Consider the following 24,457-nt stretch of genomic DNA (forward strand, 5'->3'; position numbering starts at 1 on the left):
ACAAGTGTTTTGTTACCTTATATCATTTGCTATGATATAACAAATTCTACTTGGATGATGTTATGAAGTATCCACTTTCGCTTTTAGTGCTGGCTTTGCCGAGTTGGGCATTTGCACAGCAAAACAATGACATAGAAACGATTACCGTTGAGCACAAGCAAGCTTTTCGCGGTGATATTCCTGCACAAGAGTTGCCACAATCAATTACCACACTGGGCAAAGACTTAATTTCAGATAACGGCATTACACGTTTTCGTGATGCTCTTGATTTCTCTGCCAGTATCTCGCGCAAAAATAATGGTGGCGCGCTGTGGGATAGCTATTCAATTCGTGGCCTGTCGGGCAACGAAAATATGCCCTCTGGATATCTCATCAATGGTTTTAGCGGTGGCCGAGGCTTTGCTGGGCCGCGAGACGTATCAAATATTGAATATATTGAGGTACTTAAAGGGCCTGGCTCGGCATTATATGGGCGCTCAGAGCCGGGTGGTACAGTTAATATTATTACTAAAAAGCCACAGTTTTATCAGCAAGGACAGTTACAAGCTGAAATAGGCAGTGACAATCACACGCGTGTGCAAGGAGATTACACCAACGCAGTTAACGACGATGTTGCTTTTCGTATCAATGGGGCTTGGCAAGACAGTGATAGTTATCGTGATTATGTACACCATGACAAGTTCGCAATTACGCCGTCTCTGTACTACCAAGTGGGGGATGACTCTTCACTGACCTATGAGTTTGAGTATGTTGATCAGCAGCAAATGTATGATCGCGGTATTGTGGTTTTAAATGGCGATATTGAAACCCTGCCTGAGTCGCGATTTTTAGGAAACCCTAACGATGCGCCTACCAAGGTACATTCGCGCGGCCACCAGCTGCAATATCATAATGACTTAAATAGCGATTGGTCACTGCTTGTCGGTGCTAGTTATCGAACGGGTACATTAACGGGTTATTCTTCTGATGCGGAATTGTCGCCGTCAAGGCAGTCTGTCTACGATGATGGTCGTACCCTCACGCGTCAGCATCGTTATCGCGATTATAAGTCTGATGATCTCTCGGCACGTATCGAGCTAAGCGGCCACTTTGAGGTTGCCGGCATTACTAACCATTTGTTGCTCGGTGTGGATGGTTATGACTATGAGTTGCGCACCGGCCTATATCGCTATCGAGGTGGTTACGGCACCTATACCCTAGATATATTTGAGCCTGATTATAACTTTATGCCGGGCCCAGATGTGAGCATGCAATATGAGAATAATGAACAGCAAGATGCCTATGGTATCTATCTACAAGATCAGCTCGACCTAGGTGATTCGCTCAAAGTGATGCTCGGGCTCAGATTTGATGAAATAGCCCAAGATATTTTCGAAACCAAGTCTGGGGTGGCTTCAAAAAGCACTAAAAATCGTATAAGCCCGCGCTTTGGGGTGGTTTACGACGTTAATAGCGCTGTGAATTTATATGCCAGCTATTCAGAAGGCTTTTTACCGCTCAGTGGCACCGATGCCAACGGCAAGCCGTTTGGCTTTGAGGAAAGTGACTCGTTTGAGGTTGGAGTAAAATTTAGTATCGAACACCTTAGCGGTACGCTGGCGTGGTTTGATGCGACCAAGAGTAACATGCTGGTGTCCGATCCAATCAATGTCGGTTACTCAGCGCCGGTCGGCGAGGCGAATAGCCGAGGCGTTGAGCTTGATTTATCCGGCTCGCTCGGTAGTAATACCGATTACACCTTGTCTTATGCCTATGTTGATGCGAAAACGGCCAACGATGTAATTAACGCTGACTGGTTAGTACCGATACCCAAAGGCAGCCCGCTGGTGAACGTACCCAAGCATAATGCTGCTGTGGCTATAAACCATGCCCTGACACTGTGGCAGCAAGACATAAAAGTAGGGGCTCATTACAAGTATAACTCCGACCGCCTGGGCGACCCCGCCGATCTCAGCTTTCGTATTCCCAGCTACCAACTTGTTGGTCTATACGCAAAATGGTTTGCATCACAGCAGCTATCGGTGGCGCTGAATGTCGATAACATTTTTAATGAGCACTATATTGCCAGTAGTTACAATGCTATGTGGGCATATCCGGGTGCGCCAACACAGTTTAAGCTGAGTGTCGGTTATGACTTCTGAGCAGCTAAAGAAGCGTATTCATAGCATTGATATTATGCGCGGTGTGGTGATTCTGCTGATGCTGGTGGATCACGTGCGTGAGCGTTTCTTTTTACACATGCAAGTGAGCGACCCTATGGTCATAGAAACGACTTCGCCGGGGTTATTTTGGAGTCGTTTCGCCGCTCATTTTTGCGCGCCTGCATTTATCTTTTTAACTGGTATGTCGGCGTGGTTATATCAGCATGCTAGGCAAGGCCAACCACGCAGTGCTACCGGGTTTTTGCTCAAACGTGGGCTTTTTATTATAGCCCTTGAAGTAACCCTGATTAGCTATTCGTGGATGGGCAGTTACCATACCCTATGGCTACAGGTTATGTGGGCGATTGGCCTGTGTATGCTGGTGCTGGCGATATTGCACAAGCTACCTATGCCGGTGTTGCTGACCTTAGGTTTAACCATTGTATTTACTCATAACATGCTCACCCCTATCGAGTTTAATGAAAATGAGTGGGGGTATACGCTGTGGCGTATTTTGCACGATCGCGGCTACATATTGGAAACAAGTTGGCTCAATGTGAAGGTTAGTTATCCGGTGCTACCATGGATTGGCGTAATCTTGCTTGGTTATTGTGCCGGACCGCTGTATGGCAAAGACATTGCGACGCCACGACGTCAGGCTTGGCTATTAGGGCTTGCGTTAATCTGTGTATTGCTCTTTGCTTTGTTACGCGGTGGCAATATTTATGGTGAAACATTGCCTTGGCACTCTTTCGACTCGGCGATGCAAACGACCATGTCGATTTTCAATATCACTAAGTATCCCCCCTCTTTGAGCTTTTTACTCATTACTCTGGCGGGTATGTTTGTCGGCCTTTATGTCTTTGAAAAGCCGCTGGGAAGCGTCACCAACATGCTGCGCACCTTTGGTTCGGTACCCATGTTCTTTTATGTCGTCCATTTGTACGTGTTGCTAGTATTGTACCAAGCTGCTTATTGGTTGGTGGGAAATAACCAGGGCGAGTATGTGGGGGTTAATCATATTGCTTGGATATGGCTCATCGCTGTGGTGCTTTCCGTGGCTCTTTACTTGCCTGTGAAGTGGTTTAGCGATTACAAGCGGACTCATCATCAGTGGTGGCTAAAGTATCTATAACATTAGGCCACAGCATTGCTGTGGCTTTGTTAACTGAGCATGAGCTTGATAAATAACACGGTGGCCAGTAACAGCAGTAACCCATTCATCACCCGCACAAAACGCTGGGCGTCGAACCTTTGCCGAATTTTGACCCCCAGCCAATTACCTACTAGCGCTAAAGGGGAGAAAGCCAGGGCGAGCAGCAGGATGTCGAGGGTTAACAACCCTTGGCTGCTAAAGGCAATCAGTTTTACGCCATTCATCAGTGCAAACAGGGCAGCGGCGGTGGCAACATAGTGGCGCGGCGGCAGTGCTTTAGCATTAAAGTACATAATCAGTGGTGGGCCGCCGGCATGAACCAAGGTGCTGGCTAAACCAGAGAGCAGGCCCATTGCTTTCGCTCCCCAATGACTGGCCAACAACGCATAACGGGTATTAGCAAAAAATAGGCTGCGAATGGCAAAACCAGCACTAAAAGTGGCGATGACTGCGCTTAACCAGCGTCCATCGATTGCAGTAATGAGCCACTGCGCGACAATCACACCCACTATCACCGCAGGTAATAGCTGGGTGATTAAATCCCCCCGCCACTGACGCCAGTAGCTTTTTAAGCTCAATACATCAGCAACAATTAAAATGGGCAGCATCAGGGCGATAGCATCCACCGCCGGCATTACCAGCAGTAACAGAGGCACAGCAAACACCCCGAGGGCGCCAGCAAATCCGGACTTGGAAATGCCGTTCAGCACCACCACCAAAGCGATAACTGTAAGAGTGAGTAAGGCCATTAAGGCAGCTCGAAATACAATGCTTCTAGCGCGCTTTCAGCCTCTAGCTCTATGCTTTGCTCGCGCTCCAAGGCAAATCCATCGCCGCTGGAAAAATGCGTGCCATCGGCTGTTAATGCACCTTTGACAATATGTACATAGCCAAGGTTGGCACCGCTTTGTAAGCGAAACTTTTGCTGCGCGTTGAGCATCAGCCGCGATAAGCGCATTTGCTGGTTAATGCTTAGGGTGTTGCCTTCACCTTGCGGCGTCACTAGCGGGGTCATCGCCTCCTGCTGTGGTATGCGCCGTTGCTCATAACTGGGGGTGATCCCTTTAAACTTTGGCAGAATCCAAATTTGTAGGAAATGCGCATGTTCGCTTTGCGAGGCATTATATTCGCTGTGCATAATGCCGCTGCCGGCACTCATTCGTTGTACTTCGCCGGCCGAGAGGGTAAAAGTGTTGCCCTGGCTATCTTGATGGGTTAAAGCGCCCTCAATGACATAGGAAATGATTTCCATATCGCGGTGTCCATGGGTGGCAAAGCCTTGGCCCGGTTCCACCTTATCCTCGTTAATAACGCGTAAGGTGGACAGGCCCATATGCTGTGGATCATAGTAATGGCCGAATGAAAAGCTATGCTGGCTTTGCAACCAACCCAGATCAACCTGACCTCGCTGCTCAGCGCGACGAATATAGTTCATAGTAGACTCCAAAAGTATGTTGATAGAGCCAGTTTAAGAGCATACAAAAGTGAATAAAATGAGTTAAAAAAGCACTTAGCGTTCGTTTTTAACGAATGTGTTTGCTTTAGAGCTCGAGCTTATTCGTCTGCCATCAGTCGGTAGCGCAGCTCACCAATAAATGTTCGCGCGGCGGGGCCGAGATTATCGCCATCTTTAAAGAGCAGATATAACAACGCCGTGCGGGTGTCTGCGCCAGCAATATTAAGCGCCTTAAGGGTGCCCTGCTCAAGCTGCTCCGTAATAGCGATACTGGGCAGCCAGGCAAAGCCCAAGCCTTTGCTGATCATATTGATAGAGGTGTGTAAATGGCTGACCGTCCAGCGCTGCTCAGCGCCGAGCCAACCGGAGCTTTGCTGCGCATTTAGCGCTGAATCGCGCACCACGATTTGCCGATGTGCTTTGAGGTCTTCGAAGGTGAGGGCGCGGGGGATTTGCTGCAATGCGTGCTGCGGATGCGCAACCGCGATAAACTCAAAGTGGCCAAGCTCCTCACAAAAATCATCATTGGCCAATGGCGAGATGGCGATATCCACTTTATTGTCTTGCAGTAGTTCGTTAGCACCGGCTAATACCGATTCAAACAGTTCAATGCGCAGCAGCGGGAACTGGCTGCTGGTGGCTTCAAGCACACTGAAGAGCAGCTCTTTGGGAAGTAACTCGTCAACGGCAATACGCAATTGTGATTCAATGCCTTCACCTAGAGTATGGCCCATGGCTTCGACCTTGGCGGCCTCATCAAGCAGGTACTGGGCGCGGCGCAGCATCATGTTACCGGCCTCGGTCAGGGTGGTTTTACGGCCATGCACGGTAAATAGCTTCACGCCTAAAGCGGCCTCTATTTTTGCCACGGCATTATGGATACTGGACTGGCTTTTATGCACGCCTGCGGCCGCTTGGTTGAAGCCGCCATATTCCACCACGGCGCGAAACATGCGCCACTGTTCTAACGTTATTCTTAACACTTAACAATCACCAGTATCACAGGTATTGAGTTTCTGCTGTGCTTGCTTGTCTTGCGCTAACACATGTTTTAAATCGTCCATACGCTGGCGTACCGCGACACCATAACTGTGATCATCGCCCCATAACTCAGCCAATTGCAATAGCGATTCCCGATCATGATTGCGAAACAGCTCTCCGGCGCGTTGTGCATCGGGCGCGCTATTTCCTAGTAGTTGCAATGACTCAACGGCAAGGTTAATGGCGGAGTCGACTGTTTCACGATTAAAGGCATCAATATCGGCACCAATCAGTTGGTAAGCATGGCGTCTATCACGTGCGCGAGCGACCAATTTCAGGTGCGGATAATGTTTTTTCGCCAACTCGATAATGGTTAAGGTTTTATCGGCATCATCAATGGCTATAACGAGCATTTGCGCATGTTCAGCACCCGCAGCATCGAGTAATTCTTTGCGGCCGGCATCGCCGTAGAAAACTTGCGTACCAAAGCGTCGCAACAACTCGATTTGGCTAGGGCTATGGTCTAGCACGGTAATATCGTAGCCTTGAGCGCTGAGTAAGCGCCCTATGACCTGGCCAAAGCGACCATAGCCAGCGATGATCACATTTTTGCTGGCCGCGATATGCTCGGGTTTATCATAGGCCGGTGTATTACTGCTATTGCTGCGACGTTGTAAGCGTTCATAAAGGATCAGTAAAAGGGGCGCCATCAACATCGAAATAGCCACCACTAAGGTCACTAGATTGACTTGCTCGGTGGTTAATATTTGCAGTGATGAAGAAGTTGTCAGCAACACAAAAGCAAATTCGCCTCCTTGAGCGAGCGCCAGGGTAAATAGCAGCTTGTGACCACTTGCGAGCTTAAATATATGGGCAAGGGCAAATAGAATCGCTGCCTTGACGGTGATTAGTATCAACACCATTAGCAACACGTCAGCGAAGTTGTCGGCCAACAAGGCAAAGTCGATATTGGCGCCAACGGCAACAAAAAATAGCCCCAGTAATAAACCCTTAAAGGGTTCGATATCGGCTTCTAACTCATGACGAAAGTCACTCTCTGCCAGTACCACGCCCGCGAGAAAGGTGCCTAATGCCGGTGACAGCCCCACCAGCTGCATAAGCAAAGCTATCGCCACCACTAAGAACAGCGCAAACACAGTGAAAATTTCGCGCATACGGGTTTCCGCTATAAACCTAAACAGCGGTGCAGATACATACTTGCCGGCGAGAATAATTGCGGCAATAAGGGTGGTGGAAATACCTACTTGCGCCAGCACCGGCAAGCCTTCAATAAGGTTGCTGTGGGCCGTTGGCGCGGACGTGGGTGCAAACGCCAACAGTGGCAGCAGGGCGAGCATGGGTATAACGGCGATATCCTGAAATAACAGCACCGAAAACGCGTTTTGTCCCGCCTCAATACGCAACCAGCCTTTTTCTTCGAGCGATTGTAAGACGATGGCGGTGGATGACAGTGCCAGCATTAAACCAATGGCTAATGCGCTTTGCCAAGGTAATGGCAACAGCCAGTAACACAGGGCAAATAGCACTGCCGCCGTTAAAGTGACTTGTAAGCCACCCAGGCCGAGGATGGCATGACGCATGCGCCAAAGCCGTGCCGGGTGCAGTTCTAGGCCGACGAGAAAGAGCATCATCACTACGCCAAATTCGGCAAAGTGCATCACCTCGGTTTGGTCGCCGACCAAGCCTAAGGCATAGGGGCCAATCAGGATACCGGCGAGCAGATAACCTAATACCGAGCCCAAACCAAGGCGTTTAGCAAGGGGCACGGCAATAATTGCTGCTCCCAAATAAATGAGGGCCATCAATAACATAGGTTATCCTACTCAATCACGGTTAGGCCACTTAGAGTGGCTGAACTACAAGCTAATTACAACAGCATAAACTCGTTATCGTCTCCGGGAATATCGGCAAAGAGGCGTTGCTGCCAATCCGATATGGTTAAAGAAGATAAAGGGGTCAACTATTTTTTTTCTAGGTGCGGCAGTATCCGCTTAACCGTGAGGCCGCCAATATCGTGCTGCGTTGCTTCTAGTATTTTTGCCATAGTATATGGGGTGAGCCAGCGCCTTAGCACTGGCTCTGTGCTCTTAACTGCGGTCTTTAAGTAATAGCTGATCTAGGCTGTATTTTCCTGCGCCACTAGCTGCGAGAGCCAAAAAGCCACCGGCAATGGCGATATTTTTATAAAACATCAAAAACTGTGTTTGCTCACCCAAGTCAAAGTGGAATAGCAGGGCGCTGACGATACTAAAAATGGCGAAGGCCAGTGCGGTTAAGCGGGTAAGTAGACCTAATACCACCATTGCGCCACCAATCACCTCAAGGGCAATGACTAGAGGCAGTAAGACGCCGGGTACACCCATTGTCGCCATGTACTGTGCGGTCGCATCGTAAAACTCAACCTTACTGAGTCCTGTGAGTATAAAGAGCGTCGCTAAAGCAAAACGAGCAAGTAGCTTGGCAATGTTGTTAAAGGCTTCGGTGTGGGTGATGTTAATGATATTCATGGTTCTCTCCTCGATAAAAGTGTGCCACCGCAGTGGCGATGTAATCACTATATGTTTAACCAGAGAGAATAAAAATTAGTTAAATTACGCTATTTCGTTCGTTTTAAAAGAATGAAGTGACGTAAACGTTCAAGTGTTTCATTGTGGCGCGCTGTAAGCTGATAGTGATTATTCATAGGAGGAAATAACCATGCTATCTCAGCAGCAGCTTTATCAACTATTACCACAACTCCCTGAAGCATTGATGGCGATGACCGAATCCGCAGAGCATCAACTTGAGCCAGAGTTAATACATATGGTGCGTTTGCGGGTATCGGCTATTAATGGCTGCCGCTTTTGTATTGCCATGCATACTGGTGAAGCCCAGCAAAGCGGCATTACCGAAGCGACCATAGCTGCATTGCTGAATTCGCCAGCAGCATCAACTTTTACAGCGGCTCAATGGGCGGCGCTGCAATGGGCTGAGGCATTAACCTCACTTGCGAGGCATGAATCGCCGGAGGCTGATAAACAAAGGCTGCAAGCGCACTACAGTGCAGAGCAAATAGTGGCTTTATGCGCGGTTATTATTCAAATTAACGGCTGGAATCGAGTGGCCATCGGCTTTGACTTTTAGTGAGGGTAAGCAGCCTAGCTAAAACTGGCTGCTACAGTCATACTCAGGCAGCGGCGCGTCTTGGTGGCGTAGCTGTGGGTGACGAGTGTGTAACTGCTGGTATAGTGCTGGGTTTTTGCGGGCGATGAGTGCCAACATACTACGGTGCCAAGGCGTAAGCGGAGGCTGATAGGTCATCACCTCATCGAGTACCTGCAAGCTCGGTGCTTGGCCCGCGAATAGCTCAATGCCCTGAAGGCTCAGGGCAAGCGGATCCATCGCGGTTATGCCTTGATGGTAGGGGACGCCAGCGGCTACTAATTGCGTTAATAGCTCGGTATCGTAGTGGCTAATCGCATAATACAGTAGCGAATGTCCGTGACTATCGAATCGCGGCAAATACTCCCGTAGTTGCGGTAGCGTCAAACCTGCGGGTAAGCGCACGTAGTCCAGCTGGGATTGACCCAGTTGTGAGCTTTGCAGCCGTGTGAATGACTGTGCCCCGACGCGGCTCAGTGAGGCGTAAAATAGATCTCGGCGTAATGCTTCGGTGAGTGGCTGCTGATATAACGATGCTAAGGCGGCCTCTAACCCCTCTCTGCGCAGCACCTTTAAATAAGCTTTTGCAGCTTGACTGTGATGAACGGTACGTTCGGCGTTGCGCGCTTGGTTGCGGGTGTAACACTCGTAAAGTTGCACGGAGCGAGCATTCAACGCGGCCAAATCAACGTCGCCTTCGTAACTCACCTGTGCCAGAGCATGCGCTAACCCGAGCGGTTGCCAGTCATTACGAAACTCTCTCAGTAAACTGGGGCACTGGCTTAAACGGTTCTTCAACTGTTGGCTTATAACCAGTTGCTGGTCGGCGCGCTGCTGCAGTTGCTGAATCAGCGGCTGAGCAAGGTCCAAGTGCAAAGCATCTCTTTGCCATAGGCTGTCAAAATCGAGTTGGTGGTGAGTATATATTTGCTGTATGCGCTCAGCGGTCAACTTAAAGCGACGCCCCTGCGCTTCAATAATGTCGCCCTTTTCGTTGTAGATAAATGCTGCTCTAGCCCCCTGGCTGGTCAATAACTCAATCACCTCGACATAATCCGGCCAACGAGACTGTGGAGCGTTACTCAACCCCCATATTGCCCACTCTAATGTGGAAGGCAGATAATTGTCGTCACTCAGCGCGGCCCCTTTGTTTAATAGGGCTTTAACCACCTCCGTTCGTCCTGCTCTGGCGGCTAAATCAATTAACCGCAAGGCATCAGCATAATCTTGTGATACGACGAGGTTAATGTCATCAAAGTGCTTAATAACGGTGACAATCTGCGCATCTAAAATGTCAATATTACTAATTAGCCAGGCTATATCGTCGACATATAACTGTTGCCCTGGCGCGAGGGAGAATGAAGGATGAGCTAACTTTTCCAGTAGCCAAGGTTGTGGAGAGTGCGGCTGAACGAGTAGCTCCGTTGCGGTATTTTCACTGAACTGTTGGCTGGCAGTCGCGATACGCTGCGCCATTTGCGTATTGGCTTTTAATTGTTGATAGCGCCATGTTGTTGCATGGCTTGGCCCGAGAAAGTGCGCGATAGCGAGAGTGACTTGATCTAAGGAGTACCCTTGGCGTAATAGGGCCTGGTAGTTCAAAGTGGTGAAATACCTGAGTCGTTGATTTTCATACTGGGCCAATTCGTTGGTGCATTGATGTATGCTGGGCTTCGCTAGTGAGGTAGACGTATCACTGAGTGATAACACTGGCTTTTTATCAACCGTTAAGCTCGTTGAGCTTGTAACCCTTGGTGTGCTGATTTCGTGCGTTTGTTGCTCGATTGGTAATAATTTCTGCCAAGCAAGCCACATCGCCGTAACAGTAATGAGCACAATGACGATGGGCTTGTGGCGCATAATTGATCGTGGCTAAACGCTGGGCTTGGTAACCGACTTAGCGCATGAACCCTGGGCTTGTTCGTCGTTTTTACCGCCAATGCAATAATCGAAGCGTAAAGCCATAGGCAGATCCTCGCTACTTTCTCTGGATGGCAATTGCCAATTGCGAATGTACTCGCGTGTTGCTTTACGAAGCTCCCGAGCATGACGCTGTGGCTGGCGAGCAATGACCTCGATATTTTTAGGCTTGCCTTCAGGGCTTATATCAAAGCCTACGACTGCACAGCCAGTAATTCCATCCCGCGCTAGTTCAATAGGGTAGCGGGGGGTATTTATGGTATCAAGTGGCTGCCAAAGCTGCTCCCCGTCTTGGCTTACTAGGTAGTGCACTTTCACATCGGCGTGAATCACCTCTTTGGCTTCAACCGAAGCACTGGCTGCCAGCGCCAGTATCAGTGGTATGGTTTTAAGCATAATACATCCTTGTTTACAGTAATAAAAAATGGCGGTGCAAAACACCTTTCTCAGCTAGCTTAAAGTTTAAGCGAGAACATGTGAAGAGGATGACTAAAATTTATCCATCAACCAGGCCATAAGACAACACCCACCTAGAAATAGCACAGCGCTTACAACGGCAATGATGGTGCGAGTGCGGTGTGCAGCTTGTTGAGGATAGCTTGGGCAATAAGCTAAATAGGCCAATACCAAGGCTTCAATTGTCGCAACTATCGCAACAGCCCACGTCTGGGCAGAGGAATGCATCATAAAATATAGGCCTATGCTCATTCCTATCGCGGCGAGCCACTTGGCTTTGAGTGGCACTATTTTATGGCTCTGCCAGTTGTGTAAAATTGGCCCGAAGCGCGCGTGATTCAGTAGCCACTCTTCCAAGCGTTGTGAAGAATGAGTGAAACATGCCAAGGCAAGAATAAAGAAAATGGTGGTGGGCATCACTGGCAGCGCAATACCAATGACACCGAGGCCGACAAAAGCCAGCCCTAGGCCTTGTAAGCAGTAGTTTTTATAGCGAATAAGCATATTCGTTGATTTATTTTTATTGCTCACTTCAAGCCTAAGTCAATCAGGTCGATGGTTTACTGATTCTGTCAACCAGCCGGGCGGACGTCGTCTAAGGTACATAAATAGTCGTTAATTGTATATTTCAAAATACTGAATTAAAGCACTAGCACCTGACAAACAGGCGCTTTCTTCTACACTGTGGGGACAGCTGTTCTGCTTTTGGAGGGAGTATGTACAACGTTAATATCGAACGCTTAAAAGAGACTTTATTTACTTTGTCTCGGATCGGGTATAACGAGGAAGATAAGGGAATTTATCGTCCTGGCTTTAGTGCCGCCGATTTTGAGGCGCGCAATTGGCTTATGGATTTGGCCCAAAGCGAAGGCTTTCGCACCCAAATGGATGGTGCAGGCAATGTACACATTGAGTATGGACCGGAAAATACCAGTGCGGTTGTAGTCGGCTCGCACCTTGACTCCGTGCCTGCGGGGGGCATGTTTGATGGCACTTTGGGGGTGATTGCTGGGCTCGAATGTTTACGGGTATTGAAACACCATGACGTTGCCTTGAAGCACCCTGTGCGGGTAGTCGCCACTGCAGAAGAAGAAGGGCGCTTTGGCGGGATGTTTGGTGCGCAAGCACTGACCGGTAAATTAACCCCGCACGATATTCTCACTATGCATGATGCAGACGGCTACCTACTTAGTGACGCTATGAAAAGTTGCGGCCTTGATCCTATGCAAGCGCTGAGTGCAGCGTTTAGCCCAGAGGATTTAAAATGCTTTATTGAACTGCATATCGAACAAGGCCCTGTGCTTGACCAAACTGGTATACAAATTGGCGTTGTTGATGGCATTTCTGGTGTATTTAAGTGGATTGTGAAGCTGGTGGGTAAGGCCGACCATGCGGGCACCGCGCCGATGGAAATGCGTTCTGATGCGTTTATGGGGCTGGCGGATTTTGCCCATGAAATAAACCGTATTATTGATGAAGATGGCACCGAGTACAGCCGCATTACCGTAGGTAAAGCAGAGTTAAAGCCCGGGTTTGCTCACACTATTGCCGGTGAGGTGGATTTCACTTTAGTGGTTCGTGATATGGATCAACACATCATGGAAGCGTTGAGCCAAGCCTGCCGCAAAGCCCTTTCTGCTATCGCTCGACGCCATCAATTAATGTTTGAATACGAGCAGGTAAGTTGGTTAGCACCGCAGCATTGCAGCCCTGTGTTAACAGACTTTGTTGCCGAGCAAGCGCAGCAGCTAGGGCTGAACTATCAACGTATGCCCAGTGGTGCAGGCCATGATTGTCAGTTTTTTACCAGCCTCACAGAAACTGGGCTGATATTTATCCCTTCGGTCAATGGCATAAGCCATGCTCCTGATGAGTGGTCGCATTGGCATGACGTAGAGGCCGGAGCCAACTTGTTGCTGGCCTGTGTTGCCACCCAAGCAACCAGTTCGGGGTTAGTCAAAGCGACGCGTAAAGGCGATAAAAAAGTCACAAAGATTGCTAATAACTCAAATAAAAAAGTGGGCTAGCAGCAATTGCATAAAGATGTACTAGGCTTATTTTACTAAACTTTTTTGATTAAATGCTTAGTTTGAATTCAAAAAATTTGAGTGTTAGGGTTAATTTTTACGCATTAGGGACGCCTGCGGCAGTATGAAATTACTAAGTCAGTGTGTATTGGTAAGCTTCACCATCTTTGCGCTTGCAATGGGATGGGGTGTGGCTGGTGCGCAGAGTCAGCGTCCTATTATTATTGAACCCGTAGAGCAAAACGTCAGCGCCGGCTATTTTGATGTAAAGTTGCGTGCTGCACCGTCCTTGACCCTTAGTGAGCAAGAGCTCACCTCAATATTAGCCAATGCGTACTTGCATATTGAATCTGATTCCCACCTGTTTCCCATAGAAGCTGCAGTCAATGGCCAGCAAGCCGTTACTATTAGTGGTTTGGCAGAGGGTCATTACACCGTTAATTTAGTTGCAGATGGTCAAGCACTCAGCGACAGCGCCACTGTTGTTGTGCAGCACCACAGTATGACTTTGGTTTGGCCGCTATTTACGCTTGGCTTGGTGCTTTTCATCGCTTTATTCGTGGTACTAATGCGTGGCTATGTAGCCGATAACCGAGCGCCGGATTCTTAGGAAGTAGCATGTTAGATACGCAAACGGCGCTCATTATCACCGCTATTTTTGCTATCGTTTGGGTTGCTTTCGGCTGGTGGCTTGGACGTCATGTTAAATCCCATGAAGACTTTGCTTTGGCAGGACGTAATGTTGGCTTTGCCTTTGCAACCGCCACCGCTATGGCAACCTGGGTCACCAGTAATACCACTTTGGTGGCGCCACAATTGACGTACCAATTTGGTATTTGGGGGATGGTAGGTTACTCCTTTGCCGCGTTAGGGCTGCTGTTATTTGCTCCGCTTAGTCAACGCATTAAGCGGCTGTTGCCCACAGGGTTTACCAGTGGCGACTTTATCCGCTTACGCTTTGGCCGCTTTAGTTGGCGCATATTTCTCATTATTTCCTTGGTTTACGCCTTTAGCTGGCTAGTCAGTTTAGGCATGGCAGGGGGGATTTTGCTGGAATCACTCAGTGGCCTAGATTATCACTTGGGGATGACTGTAATCCTCACCATGTGCGTGCTATATACCTTATTCGGTGGGATGCGCGCGGTAATCGCTACCGATTTTATTCAAGCGCTGATTATCGTGATTGGCGTGATCATTGTGGCTGGTGTGGTGATCGATAATTACAGCTTGGAAACGGTGCATCAGAACCTCGCCGCAGAGCATCCCATGCTGTTGGATTTATTGTTTCCTGCGGCATTACTGTTTTTGTTTAACAACATCTTTTTTGGCTTAGGAGAGATCTTTCACTCTAATGTATGGTGGTCACGGGCTTTCGCCTTTCGTGTTGATACCGCCAAAAAAGCGTACTTTACCGCCGGATTATTATGGTTGCCGATACCCATAGTGACAGGGTTTATAGCCCTTGCCGCGCCAACCTTAGGTATTTTCCCTCCCAGTGCAGATATGGTTGGCCCCATGGTGGCGGCGAATGTGCTTGGTTATGGTGGCGCTATTTTACTGTTTATCATTGTTTTCTCTGCGCTTGCCTCGAGTCTTGATTCACTTTTAGCAGCCACCTCTGACCTTATTACTCAGGATATTTATAACAAGCATATTAATCCTGATGCTGACTCTGAAACGTTAATGCGTATCGGCAAGCGAGTTATCGTCATTCTAGGGATTGCTACATGGTTGTTGTGCCTGCCCAAACTAGCGACGCTTGGTGCCTTGCTTAATTTTGCCGGTGCGTTCGTTGCGAGCACCATTTGGCCCATCGTACTTGGCTTATATTACCGCCGCTTAATTGGCAAAAGTGCTGGTTTAGCAATGCTCTTGGGCACAATAAGTGGGTTGATTGGTTACTTTGCAATTGGTTTTTATGTCGCGGCATTAATTTCCTGTGCCGTGTCCTTGGTGGTTTGCATCATCGCATGCAAGCTGAATAACACGCCCTTTAATTGGCAGCAACTAAAGACACCAACGGAGGACAACCATGATCTCTAGCAGTTTGTTTTCTCTGTTGATATACGCCGCTCTGGTGCTGGCGTTGTTGTGTCCTATTTTACTCGTGACCTTATTTGTTCGCGATCATATTAAGGGAAAATTATGGTAAGTGCCCTCGCCATTGAAAAAGCCGCTTTTGATAGAGCTCGCCCTGATGTTTACGGTGATGCTCATCCGAAGGCGTTATTACGAGCAATTGAAGAGGATGGAGACTTACTCCATCAAGTCGAAAATCAGCATATCATCAGTGCTGATCAGTTGAACCGCGATATTTTGGTGCAGCTATTTCGTCTGGCTGCGAAATATGAAAGTAACCCTGCGCGCTATCGCTCGCCGCTGCAAGGGAAGATTCTCATCAGTGCCTTTTATGAACCAAGTACGCGTACGCGGTTATCATTCGAAAGTGCCTGGCATCGCCTCGGTGGCGATATCATGTCAATTACCGATCGCTCCTCTACAGGCATTGCCAAAGGGGAGTCTCTCGCCGATGTCGCAGAGATGTTTAATAACTATGGCGACTGTGTGGTATTGCGAGACAATGCCAATGAGTCTATAGCGGAGATGGTTGGGCCGCTGCGTATTCCTATTATTAATGCGGGTAACGGTATTGATGAACACCCAACACAAGCAATGTCCGACCTGTACACTATTTTCAAATGGTGCCCAGCGCTACTTAATCCAGAGCATGAGGATTTTCGCCAGCTAAAAATCGGCATTGTTGGCGTGCCGAATCAAATGCGCACGGTGCGTAGTCTGCTTAAAATGTTTGTGCATTTCCCCGAGATTGTCGATGAAATAGTATTACTCAACGACCAAGATGAAGACACCATATTCGACTCTGGCCAAAAACAGCAACTCATCGATGCCGGTATCCATATTCGTACCAGCAAGGAGATGGATGAGGTTCTGCCTCAGCTAGATGTGGTGTACATCAATGCCATTGCTTGGGTAGGCGATAGCTTTGAAACCTATGGCAAAAAATACGGCCTCAATTGCAAATCTCAGCTGAAAAAAGACGCCATCATCTTGCACCCTTTAGCTCGAGGTGAAGAGCTCTCCACTTGTTTAGATGATACGCCTCATAATTGGTATTTCTCCCAAGCGCGAGGCGCAGTATTTTTACGTATGGCACTTCTCACTTGTATGGTGCAGCGAGCCGATACAGTGATGGATGTCATTTAGCTAGCAGTTTAATTTATTAAGGATTTTACATGTGCGGTATAGCGGGAGTATTTAATCTCGATCCAACTCAATCCATTGATCCACAGCTGCTTGTCAATATGGCGGCTATCCAACACCATCGCGGCCCCGATGGTTTCGGTTACCGTCGTATTGAGGGTAAAGGTATCGGCTTTAGTCATGCCCGCCTTTCTATTATTGACCTGAATGAGCAACGAGCACGACAGCCTTTTATGAGCAGTGATGAGCAACTGATGCTTACACACAACGGTGAGTTCTATGATTATGCCCGAATTCGTGCCGACTTAGTGGCTCAAGGCGCTCGTTTTCAATCGAAAAGTGACTCAGAAATTGTGCTCCATCTTTATCAGCGCCAAGGGATGCAAGCGATGCTGGAGCAACTGCGTGGGGAGTTTGCTTTTGCACTGTATGACAACAAAGAAGACACACTGCATTTAGTGCGTGACCGCTTCGGGATAAAGCCCCTTTATTACACGCAAACACAAGACGAAGTGGTGTTTGGCTCAGAGCTAAAAGTGCTGTTTGCGCACCCCAAGGTTAAACGACAGTTTTCCAGTGCTGGGCTCTATCATCAGCTTATTCAAGTGATGGTGCCGGGGAGCACGGCATTCGCTGACGTACACCAAGTCAAGCCGGGTCATGTTGTCAGTTTTAAACGGCAAAATGGGCAGTGGCAAATAACGGATAACCGCTATTGGGACGTAAACTTTCCCCGTGCTGAGGAGCACCAAAATGACGCCGATGAACAGTTGTATATACAAGGGGTCCGCGAAAAGCTATTAGAAGCGGTACAGCTGCGTTTAACAGCAGACGTGCCAGTGGGTTGTTACCTGTCGGGTGGCATTGATTCTTGCGCGATTCTCGGGCTCTCTTCGGCGGCGAGCCAGCAACCTATCAAGGCATTCACCATTGGCTTTGATAGCGACGATTATGATGAAACCCCCATAGCAAAAGAAATGGCCGAAGCCACGCAGGCCGATCATCACATCATGTCACTAAGCGGGGATGAGCTTTACAGTCATTTTGAGCGCACCTTATGGCATACCGAGCGCACCATTTACAACACCTTAGGTGTGGCAAAATACCTCATGAGCCAGCAGGTGAACGACGTAAACTATAAAGTGGTGATGACTGGAGAAGGGTCTGATGAGCTCTTTGCTGGCTACCCTTCGTTCCGTAACGACTTGTTCCTTTATGGTATGGATGAAGTGGATGCCGATGAGCGCGCAAAGTGGCAGAGCATGTTACAAAAAACCAATAAGCTCTTTAAGGGCGCGATGCTCTCGCGCAATGAGTGTCGTAATGAGGCCTTGGAAAGCCTAGTTGGTTTTACCCCCAGTTGTTTACAACCTTGGCTGGCTTGTGGTGAGTTCGCCGATGGGTTGGTGGCTGAGCAACATAAAACAGCCTTAGCTGATTACGATGCTGGCAAAGCCATTGCGGACACCTTTGACAACGATATGTTAGCAGGACGTCACCCTCTCGATAAGGCGCAGTATGTATGGATTAAAACCATGCTCGAAGGGCAGATTCTCACCTGGGGTGGTGACAGAGTCGATATGGCTAACTCGATGGAAGCGCGGCCAGCGTTCTTAGATCATCACCTTGCTGAGTTTGCTTTTAACATCCCCCCTCATCTGCGTATAAAAGACAACAAAGAAAAATACGTGTTACGTGAGGCAATGAAAGGGTTATTGCCGGAGACCTTATACAAACGAGAAAAGTTTGCTTTTATGGCGCCGCCCGCTCACACCGACGAGAAAAAGTGGCAAGCGATGAAGCAGTTGGCTGACAAGTACCTAAGCGACGAGGCATTAGCACAATCAGGCCTGTTAGACCCGCAAGCTGTAGCGGATTTATTTTCCCTTCACGATGCCCCTGACACTGATGATGCATTGAAGGTGCAGTTGGATGCGGTGATTAATCACATGATTGGCGTTCAGGTATTGCATCAGCAGTTTGTAGCAACCGATGTGCCTCAACAGGCTGCACAATTGGCGCAACATTATGGTTGGCGTGCTGACGACGCGCACCAAGGTGCACAAATATAGAAACCGAATAGGGCTGCAAGCGCAGCCCTTTCTATGGTGTTAGGCAAAAGGTTTAAAGGCATCGTCCAGTGGTGTGTCGGCGAGGTGATTTACGTAGTTACTCATCACTTTTTGGCTGAGAGCAAGAATAATATCCAATAAATTCTGCTGACTATAGCCGGCAGCGAAAAAGGTCTTACTTTGTTCATCGCTCAAGTGACCACGCTGACGCACAATTTCGAGCGTGATATCACGCAGTACTTCTAGCTTGTCGTCACCTAATGGCGCCTGGTCACGCAAAGCCTGATTAAGGTCGTCATCTACCTTCATTGATTTGGCAATAGCTGAGTGCGCAGGGACACAGTAATGGCATTCGTGTTCAACGTTAATACTCTGCCATACCACTGTTTTTTCGGCATTATTGAATGAGCTGTTTAAAAAGGCTTCATGCAATACTTGGTATCCGTGTAAAAGCTGTGGCGATTCGGCCATGACTGCGTGCAAATTAGGAATACTACCAAAAGCTTGTTGTGACTTCTCTAGTAAGGGTTTGCTGCTTTCTGGCGCGGTCTCTGGGGTATGTAAAGTAAATTCTTTCATCGCTATCTCCTTTTGGTGTGTAGGGAGTAGACTAGGTTTATTTGAACGTTTATTCAAATAAGCTTTAGTTATATCCGACTTCACACCCATCTAAGGTGCGGTGAAATAAAATAACGGTACATCGGGTCGCACAGGGCAATAAAAAAGGGCCACTAGGCCCTTTTTTAAATCACTCACTACTTAGAAGTAATAACCAATATTGATATTGAAGCGGCGTTCTGTTTCGTCGCTGTCACCAGCAATAGAACCCCCTACAAATGGCTGATTCTTAGCATGTACTAAGTCAAAGTAAGTGAATAACCCGCCGGCGGCAACAGAAACGCCGGTTACGTTCATCCATGTGTCTTCGCTGTTGTCAGACTTGTCGTAGATGATGCCGTAGTCATTGTAAAACTGCAGATTGGTTACCGGACCCCACTCAACAGGGAGGCTGTAGGCAATGTTGGCGTTGGTCATTGTGGCTTCTGCGGCAATACTGTCATAGAAGGAGTAAGCACCTACCGCCATGCGATCGACGTTGTCGATATCGTAGTTGTAGTCACCATGTTGCAACTGGAAGTTCCAGGGGCCGATGTTACTATTTACGTGTACAGCCCACGCTTGGTAATCTCCAGCACGGTCATTACCATCATGCAGGCCACCGGCTAAGCCAGAAACACCAATCTCAGTTTTGCCACCTTCATGCTCTAAGTGGTAAGCGTAACGACCTGAAAAGGTATTGTATTCACCAACCGGGTTGGTTGGCTCTGCGTAGATGCCATCACCCACATTTCTAAAGCCAACAACATCATAAGAGTAACGATCACTGCGATTATCGACGTAACCATCAACGCCACCTAGCTCATCATTTTTGAAAAAGCCAAGATCGAGCTGCCAGTTATCGGCTACTTTACGCTTAAATAGCACACCCATGTCATGGTCATCTTCTAAACCAATGTAGTAAGTGGTGCCGAAGAACCAGTTATGTGAGTTGTACGGCCAATTACCAAAAGGCACTTTGGTAATACCGGCCTGCACTTGCCAGTCTTCTGCGAAATCGTAGCCAACATAGGCATATTTCACCGCCGTCATGTAGTCGAAGAAGCGAATCTCAGCGTTGAGCTCGACATCACCAATATCGCCAGAGAAATTTAACCGGAAGATATCGAAGTCAAAGTCGCCGCCACGATTTTTATTATCATCATCGTAAGAGGTATGGCTGAAGTTGGTACGCACTGCACCACCTACATGAATGCCATCTTCTTTCTCGACGCTCTTTTCCATCGCCACTGTTTGCTCAAGCTGCTGTTCTTGTTGAGCAATACGGGTATTAATCTCTTCTTGCTGCTGTGCTTGTTGCTCTGCACTTTGCTCAGCGGCATCAAGCTTTTTCTGCAACTGCTGCATTTGCTTTTGCAACTGTGCCAGTTGCTCCTTCATTGCCTCCATTTCTGGGTTCGCCATTGCGGTGCCAGAAACACAGGTAATGGCAAGAGCCAATGCGGTCTTCTTGAACGTAGTCATAATTGCCCTATGTTGTTGCCATAATCACTTAGCCTAGACTAAGTATTTGAATTTTTCGAAGTTGATTAACCAGATTAAATACTGGCCAGTGGCGCTAAGGGATCATCCTAGATACGACCCCTCTATGCCAAACCGTGCTTTAGTGTAGCAAGAGGAACCGTTTTGGGGAAATGTGTAAGTGTTTACTAATATTAGAGTTATTCTGATTTTCCAGGGTCAACCTGACGGGTAATTGCACCCACTTCCAGTAGCGGAGAAGCATCTATGTTATCTGCGTCCATCATTGCGGCGATGCGCTGCATCGACGAAAGTAGCAGAGTTTGTTCCCATTCAGAGAGGCTGCTGAACTTCTCGATAAAGTGATCTTGAAGTGGTTGTGGTGCCTGATCAAGCAGCGCTTTGCCTTGCTCGGTCAAATATAAGCTCACTCGGCGTTTATCAAGCTGGCTGCGCACGCGGCTTACCAGCGCTCGACTCTCTAGTCTATCTAAAATATTGGTGACTGTTGCTGGGCTAAGATTCACATTTTGGGCAATGCGGCTGGCCGTGATACCGTCGGTTTGTGCCACTTCATGCATAATTAGTAGCTGTGGGCCAGTGAGGCCGGAGGTTTTGTTCAGTTGTTTGGAGTGCAGATCAATGGCGCGGATGACCTTACGCAGGGCAATTAATAACTCGTCATACTTTTGCATTTCCAACCTCCAACTGACTAAAGCAGCCATTATACCTTTAAATACCAAGCGGACTACACCCCCTTGATAAAAACCGTTACGTTTAAGGTTTATAAAAACGTGGCGAGTTTAGGCTATTGAAACTAAAGTTAATCATTATTACCTAGCGCAATACAACTATGAGTATTAGAAGCAAGTTATTACTGGCCTTTGTCAGTGCAATTATTCTACCTCTGGGTATCATTGCTGTTATTGTTATTAATCAAGCGCGTGACCAAGCGCTGAGTAACTTTCAAGACTTAACCAATCGCGAAGTCATCCAGATTGATAGAGGCCTCAGTTCGTTTTTTGCCGAGGTTGTGAAAGATGTGGACTTTCTCGCCTCACATCCCAAAGTGTTGGCAGCAACCACGGATGTCACTCTGTATAAAAACAGTGACACCAGCAGCGAACTTGATGCGCTAGCTGGCTCGCAAATTGAGCGGCAGGCGTTTACGTTGTTTAGCCATTTTGGCGAAACCCATCCTGGCCTTGCCTATGTGTATATGGGCAATCAAGAGGGCGGCTATATTCAGTGGCCACAATCAGCCGTCGGCCCTCGCTACGACCCGACCCAACGTCCGTGGTATCAACATGGTGCAAATGCCAATGGCGAGACGGTGCGAACCAATGCTTATTATTGGGCTGCTGATGATACGGTAATCGTGTCCACCGTAAAAGCGGTGAAAGAAGGCGGGCAAGTCGTGGGTGTGCAGGGGATGGATGTGTCGTTAAAGGCACTCACCGATATGGTTAAAAAAATCACTTTGGGTGAGTCGGGTTACCTCATGCTGGTAGAAGATAGCGGCACGGTATTAGTTAACCCTAAGGATCCGGAGCATAATTTTAAACAATTTTCCCAAGTCAGCAACGGCGCTTTTAGCGAATTGGCGCAAAGTCGTAATGGCGACTTTGAAGTGACGTTGGCCGGTGAGGATTACTATGCCCACCTCTATACCTCGCCACAGCTAGGTTGGAAGTTTATTGGCTTGGTGCCGCAAAGCGAGGTGATGGCGGCGGCTAACGCCATGACGTGGACGATTATAATTGTTTGCCTGGTACTTGCTGGGATATTTGCATCGTTAGGTAATACCATAGCAGGGCTTATCAGCGGCCCAATTATTACTGTTAGCAAAGGCTTAGAGGATATCTCCGAAGGGGATGGCGATCTTACCCAGCGGCTGCAAGTAAGCTCGAAAGATGAGACGGGTGCTTTGGCAGCGAACTTCAATGTGTTCTTAACTTCTATTGCCAAGTTAGTGGCACAAATAAATGACACCGCGAAAGAAGTGAATGAGGCTGCAACACATTCGCTGTCACTTTCGAGTAGCTTAAATGGTTATACTGATCAGCAGCAGCAGGCGCTTGCAATGGCTGCCACGGCCATTAACGAAATGGCGGCAACCGCAAATGAAGTGGCGCAAAGCTGTGCCAATGCTGCCGATTTAGCGCAGCAAACACGCGACGCCTCCGAGCAAGGGCAAGAAGTCATTACCGAAGCTGTGGGCAGTGTCACAGAGTTGTCGCAGGCGATTACCTCGGCAGCCAGTGATATTACCCAGCTTGCACAAGAGAGCGAAAGTATTACCTCCATTTTGGATGTTATTCGCGCCATTGCGGAGCAAACTAACTTATTAGCACTCAATGCCGCAATTGAGGCGGCCCGTGCCGGTGAGCATGGACGCGGCTTTTCCGTTGTTGCCGATGAGGTACGAGCGCTGTCACAACGAACCTCGCAATCGACAGAAGAAATAGCCACGCAATTGGATAAACTCAGGGCGATGAGCGAGAGGGTAGCGGGAGAGATGAATCAAAGCTTGGCTCGCAGCACCCAAACTGTTGAGCAAACCAATGCGGCGCAACAGCAGTTTGTGGAGATTAATCGCTCAGTGATGGATATTAGTGATCTCAATACGCAGATAGCGACGGCTGCAGAGGAACAGCAGCACGTGGCGGAAGATATTAATCGTAATGTTGTAGAGATTAAAACCGCCGCTGATGAAGTCAGTGAGGTGGCGACTAAAACAGACAGCAGTGGCCAGCGTTTAGATGCGCTTGCGAAACAATTGGCCGCCCTAGTTGGGCGCTTTAAAACCTAAATGCAAAGTAAAAACATGACCGCGAGATGAATTATTTTCGCGATATATTTACTTAGTTATGATTATTTGGGTATGGTGAAGCTGCATTGGCTTTTTTAAGAAGGAACGAAGTATGCAGCTTTCACCTAGTGTTACTATTGCTCGATGTGAGTCGGGTTTAGAATACTTACAGGTTAATTCACCCTTGTGCCAAGCCCGTATTTTTCTCCAAGGCGCACAACTGACCGAATATACTCCAGCTAACCAAAAACCACTTATTTGGGTATCAAGCGAAGAGGATTACCAAGAAGGCAAAAGTATTCGTGGCGGGATCCCCATCTGTTGGCCTTGGTTTGGAGTGCATCAAAATCCCGAATGGCCCATTCATGGTGTGGCTCGAGTATCGTTATGGCGTGCAGAAGAAGTAAAAGAAGAACAAGACGCCATTCGCATCAGCTTGTCTTTGCCGATGGCGCAGGTGGATAAAACCTATTGGCCTCACAACACCAAGTTAGAGGTTGAATATGTACTGAGCGATAAACAGCTCGAGGTACGATTGACTAACACCAACTTAGGTGACAGCCCAGTGCAACTAACACAAGCACTTCATAGCTACTTACCAACCCCAGATATTACGCAAACATCCGTAGACGGCTTGCAGGGGGCACAGTACATCGAGTTTGGTGAAGGGCCCTTTGAGCAACAAGAAGTGGTTCACTTTGGCCGTGAAACCGATATGGTCTACAGTGATGCACAGCCATTGCAGCGTATTCGCACCCCTGACGGCACCATCGAGGTTGCCCGGGAAAACTCGCGTTCGTGTGTTTTATGGAACCCCTGGGTAGATAAGTCTCAGCGGTTATCGAACTTTGCAGACGACGAATACCACAAAATGCTGTGTTTAGAGGCCGCAAATGTGCTTGACGATAAAGTGGAACTTGCGGCGCAGCAAAGCCACACGCTAGCAACCATTATTCGCTGGGGCTAGTAACGG

At 48.2% G+C, this 24,457-nt stretch carries 20 protein-coding genes and 1 pseudogene; 10 read left to right on the forward strand and 11 right to left on the reverse strand.

The window, feature by feature from the left end:
- The first annotated feature begins 62 nt into the window (after nt 1-62).
- Both W04_RS12265 and W04_RS12270 read left to right on the forward strand, forming a co-directional pair.
- Nucleotides 63-2,141, forward strand: coding sequence for a TonB-dependent siderophore receptor (locus W04_RS12265; RefSeq protein WP_053911033.1), 2,079 nt, complete (start codon nt 63-65; stop codon nt 2,139-2,141).
- Entirely contained in the window at nt 2,131-3,276 is a 1,146-nt protein-coding gene (locus W04_RS12270; RefSeq protein ID WP_053911034.1) for a DUF1624 domain-containing protein, read from the forward strand. Before W04_RS12265 ends, W04_RS12270 begins: the two co-directional genes overlap by 11 nt.
- A gap of 29 nt (nt 3,277-3,305) precedes the next feature.
- Here the strand turns inward: W04_RS12270 and W04_RS12275 are convergent, their stop codons facing one another.
- The 5 genes from W04_RS12275 to W04_RS12295 all read right to left on the reverse strand — a co-directional run bounded on the left by W04_RS12275 (nt 3,306) and on the right by W04_RS12295 (nt 8,262).
- Entirely contained in the window at nt 3,306-4,046 is a 741-nt protein-coding gene (locus tag W04_RS12275; protein ID WP_053911035.1) for a sulfite exporter TauE/SafE family protein, read from the reverse strand.
- Complete coding sequence (locus W04_RS12280) at nt 4,046-4,732, reverse strand: pirin family protein (RefSeq protein WP_053911036.1); 687 nt, start codon at nt 4,730-4,732, stop codon at nt 4,046-4,048. Before W04_RS12280 ends, W04_RS12275 begins: the two co-directional genes overlap by 1 nt.
- Nucleotides 4,733-4,851: 119 nt before the next feature.
- The gene (locus W04_RS12285) at nt 4,852-5,736 is read right to left on the reverse strand and encodes a LysR family transcriptional regulator (RefSeq protein ID WP_053911037.1); all 885 of its coding nucleotides are present in this window, start codon (nt 5,734-5,736) and stop codon (nt 4,852-4,854) included.
- Nucleotides 5,737-7,566 (reverse strand): monovalent cation:proton antiporter-2 (CPA2) family protein, encoded by a 1,830-nt coding sequence (locus W04_RS12290; protein ID WP_053911038.1) that lies wholly within the window; start codon nt 7,564-7,566, stop codon nt 5,737-5,739.
- 276 nt (nt 7,567-7,842) lie between these two features.
- Entirely contained in the window at nt 7,843-8,262 is a 420-nt protein-coding gene (locus tag W04_RS12295) for a DoxX family protein (protein WP_053911039.1), read from the reverse strand.
- 190 nt (nt 8,263-8,452) lie between these two features.
- On the opposite strand from W04_RS12295, the gene W04_RS12300 reads away from it, so the two are divergent.
- A complete protein-coding gene (locus W04_RS12300) occupies nt 8,453-8,878 on the forward strand; it encodes a carboxymuconolactone decarboxylase family protein (RefSeq protein ID WP_053911040.1) in 426 nt (141 codons plus the stop codon).
- Between the two features lie 18 nt (nt 8,879-8,896).
- Here W04_RS12300 and W04_RS12305 read toward each other — a convergent pair whose 3' ends face one another.
- From W04_RS12305 to W04_RS12315, 3 genes and pseudogenes are all read right to left on the reverse strand, one after another.
- Nucleotides 8,897-10,756, reverse strand: coding sequence for a hypothetical protein (locus tag W04_RS12305; protein ID WP_053911041.1), 1,860 nt, complete (start codon nt 10,754-10,756; stop codon nt 8,897-8,899).
- 12 nt (nt 10,757-10,768) lie between these two features.
- Nucleotides 10,769-11,212, reverse strand: coding sequence for an energy transducer TonB (locus tag W04_RS12310; RefSeq protein WP_053911042.1), 444 nt, complete (start codon nt 11,210-11,212; stop codon nt 10,769-10,771).
- A gap of 195 nt (nt 11,213-11,407) precedes the next feature.
- A pseudogene (locus W04_RS12315) lies at nt 11,408-11,776 on the reverse strand (YbaN family protein); the annotation flags it as partial.
- Between the two features lie 212 nt (nt 11,777-11,988).
- Between W04_RS12315 and W04_RS12320 the strand changes: the two are divergent.
- From W04_RS12320 to asnB, 5 genes are all read left to right on the forward strand, one after another.
- Nucleotides 11,989-13,299, forward strand: a complete 1,311-nt coding sequence (locus W04_RS12320) for a Zn-dependent hydrolase (RefSeq protein WP_082342229.1) — start codon at nt 11,989-11,991, stop codon at nt 13,297-13,299.
- 124 nt (nt 13,300-13,423) lie between these two features.
- Entirely contained in the window at nt 13,424-13,909 is a 486-nt protein-coding gene (locus tag W04_RS12325; protein WP_053911043.1) for a hypothetical protein, read from the forward strand.
- Nucleotides 13,910-13,917: 8 nt separating this feature from the next.
- Nucleotides 13,918-15,342, forward strand: a complete 1,425-nt coding sequence (locus W04_RS12330) for a sodium:solute symporter family protein (RefSeq protein WP_053911044.1) — start codon at nt 13,918-13,920, stop codon at nt 15,340-15,342.
- Between the two features lie 102 nt (nt 15,343-15,444).
- Nucleotides 15,445-16,524, forward strand: a complete 1,080-nt coding sequence (locus tag W04_RS12335; protein WP_022944944.1) for an aspartate carbamoyltransferase — start codon at nt 15,445-15,447, stop codon at nt 16,522-16,524.
- Between the two features lie 29 nt (nt 16,525-16,553).
- Nucleotides 16,554-18,593 carry an asparagine synthase (glutamine-hydrolyzing) gene (gene asnB / locus W04_RS12340; RefSeq protein ID WP_053911045.1) on the forward strand — a complete coding sequence of 680 codons (2,040 nt, stop codon included), beginning with the start codon at nt 16,554-16,556 and terminating at the stop codon, nt 18,591-18,593.
- Nucleotides 18,594-18,632: 39 nt separating this feature from the next.
- Here the strand turns inward: asnB and W04_RS12345 are convergent, their stop codons facing one another.
- From W04_RS12345 to W04_RS12355, 3 genes are all read right to left on the reverse strand, one after another.
- Nucleotides 18,633-19,172, reverse strand: a complete 540-nt coding sequence (locus W04_RS12345) for a carboxymuconolactone decarboxylase family protein (protein ID WP_053911046.1) — start codon at nt 19,170-19,172, stop codon at nt 18,633-18,635.
- A gap of 180 nt (nt 19,173-19,352) precedes the next feature.
- Nucleotides 19,353-20,675 carry a porin gene (locus tag W04_RS12350; protein WP_053911047.1) on the reverse strand — a complete coding sequence of 441 codons (1,323 nt, stop codon included), beginning with the start codon at nt 20,673-20,675 and terminating at the stop codon, nt 19,353-19,355.
- A gap of 197 nt (nt 20,676-20,872) precedes the next feature.
- On the reverse strand, nt 20,873-21,367 hold the full coding sequence (locus W04_RS12355) for a MarR family winged helix-turn-helix transcriptional regulator (protein WP_022944948.1): 495 nt from the start codon (nt 21,365-21,367) through the stop codon (nt 20,873-20,875).
- Between the two features lie 158 nt (nt 21,368-21,525).
- Here W04_RS12355 and W04_RS12360 point away from each other — a divergent pair, with 158 nt between their 5' ends.
- Together W04_RS12360 and W04_RS12365 are read left to right on the forward strand one after the other, a co-directional pair.
- On the forward strand, nt 21,526-23,484 hold the full coding sequence (locus tag W04_RS12360) for a methyl-accepting chemotaxis protein (RefSeq protein ID WP_053911048.1): 1,959 nt from the start codon (nt 21,526-21,528) through the stop codon (nt 23,482-23,484).
- A 112-nt stretch (nt 23,485-23,596) separates the two neighbouring features.
- On the forward strand, nt 23,597-24,451 hold the full coding sequence (locus W04_RS12365) for a D-hexose-6-phosphate mutarotase (protein WP_053911049.1): 855 nt from the start codon (nt 23,597-23,599) through the stop codon (nt 24,449-24,451).
- Nucleotides 24,452-24,457 lie beyond the last annotated feature (6 nt).

The organism is Pseudoalteromonas sp. SW0106-04 (assembly GCF_001293805.1).
Taxonomy (GTDB): domain Bacteria; phylum Pseudomonadota; class Gammaproteobacteria; order Enterobacterales; family Alteromonadaceae; genus Pseudoalteromonas; species Pseudoalteromonas ruthenica.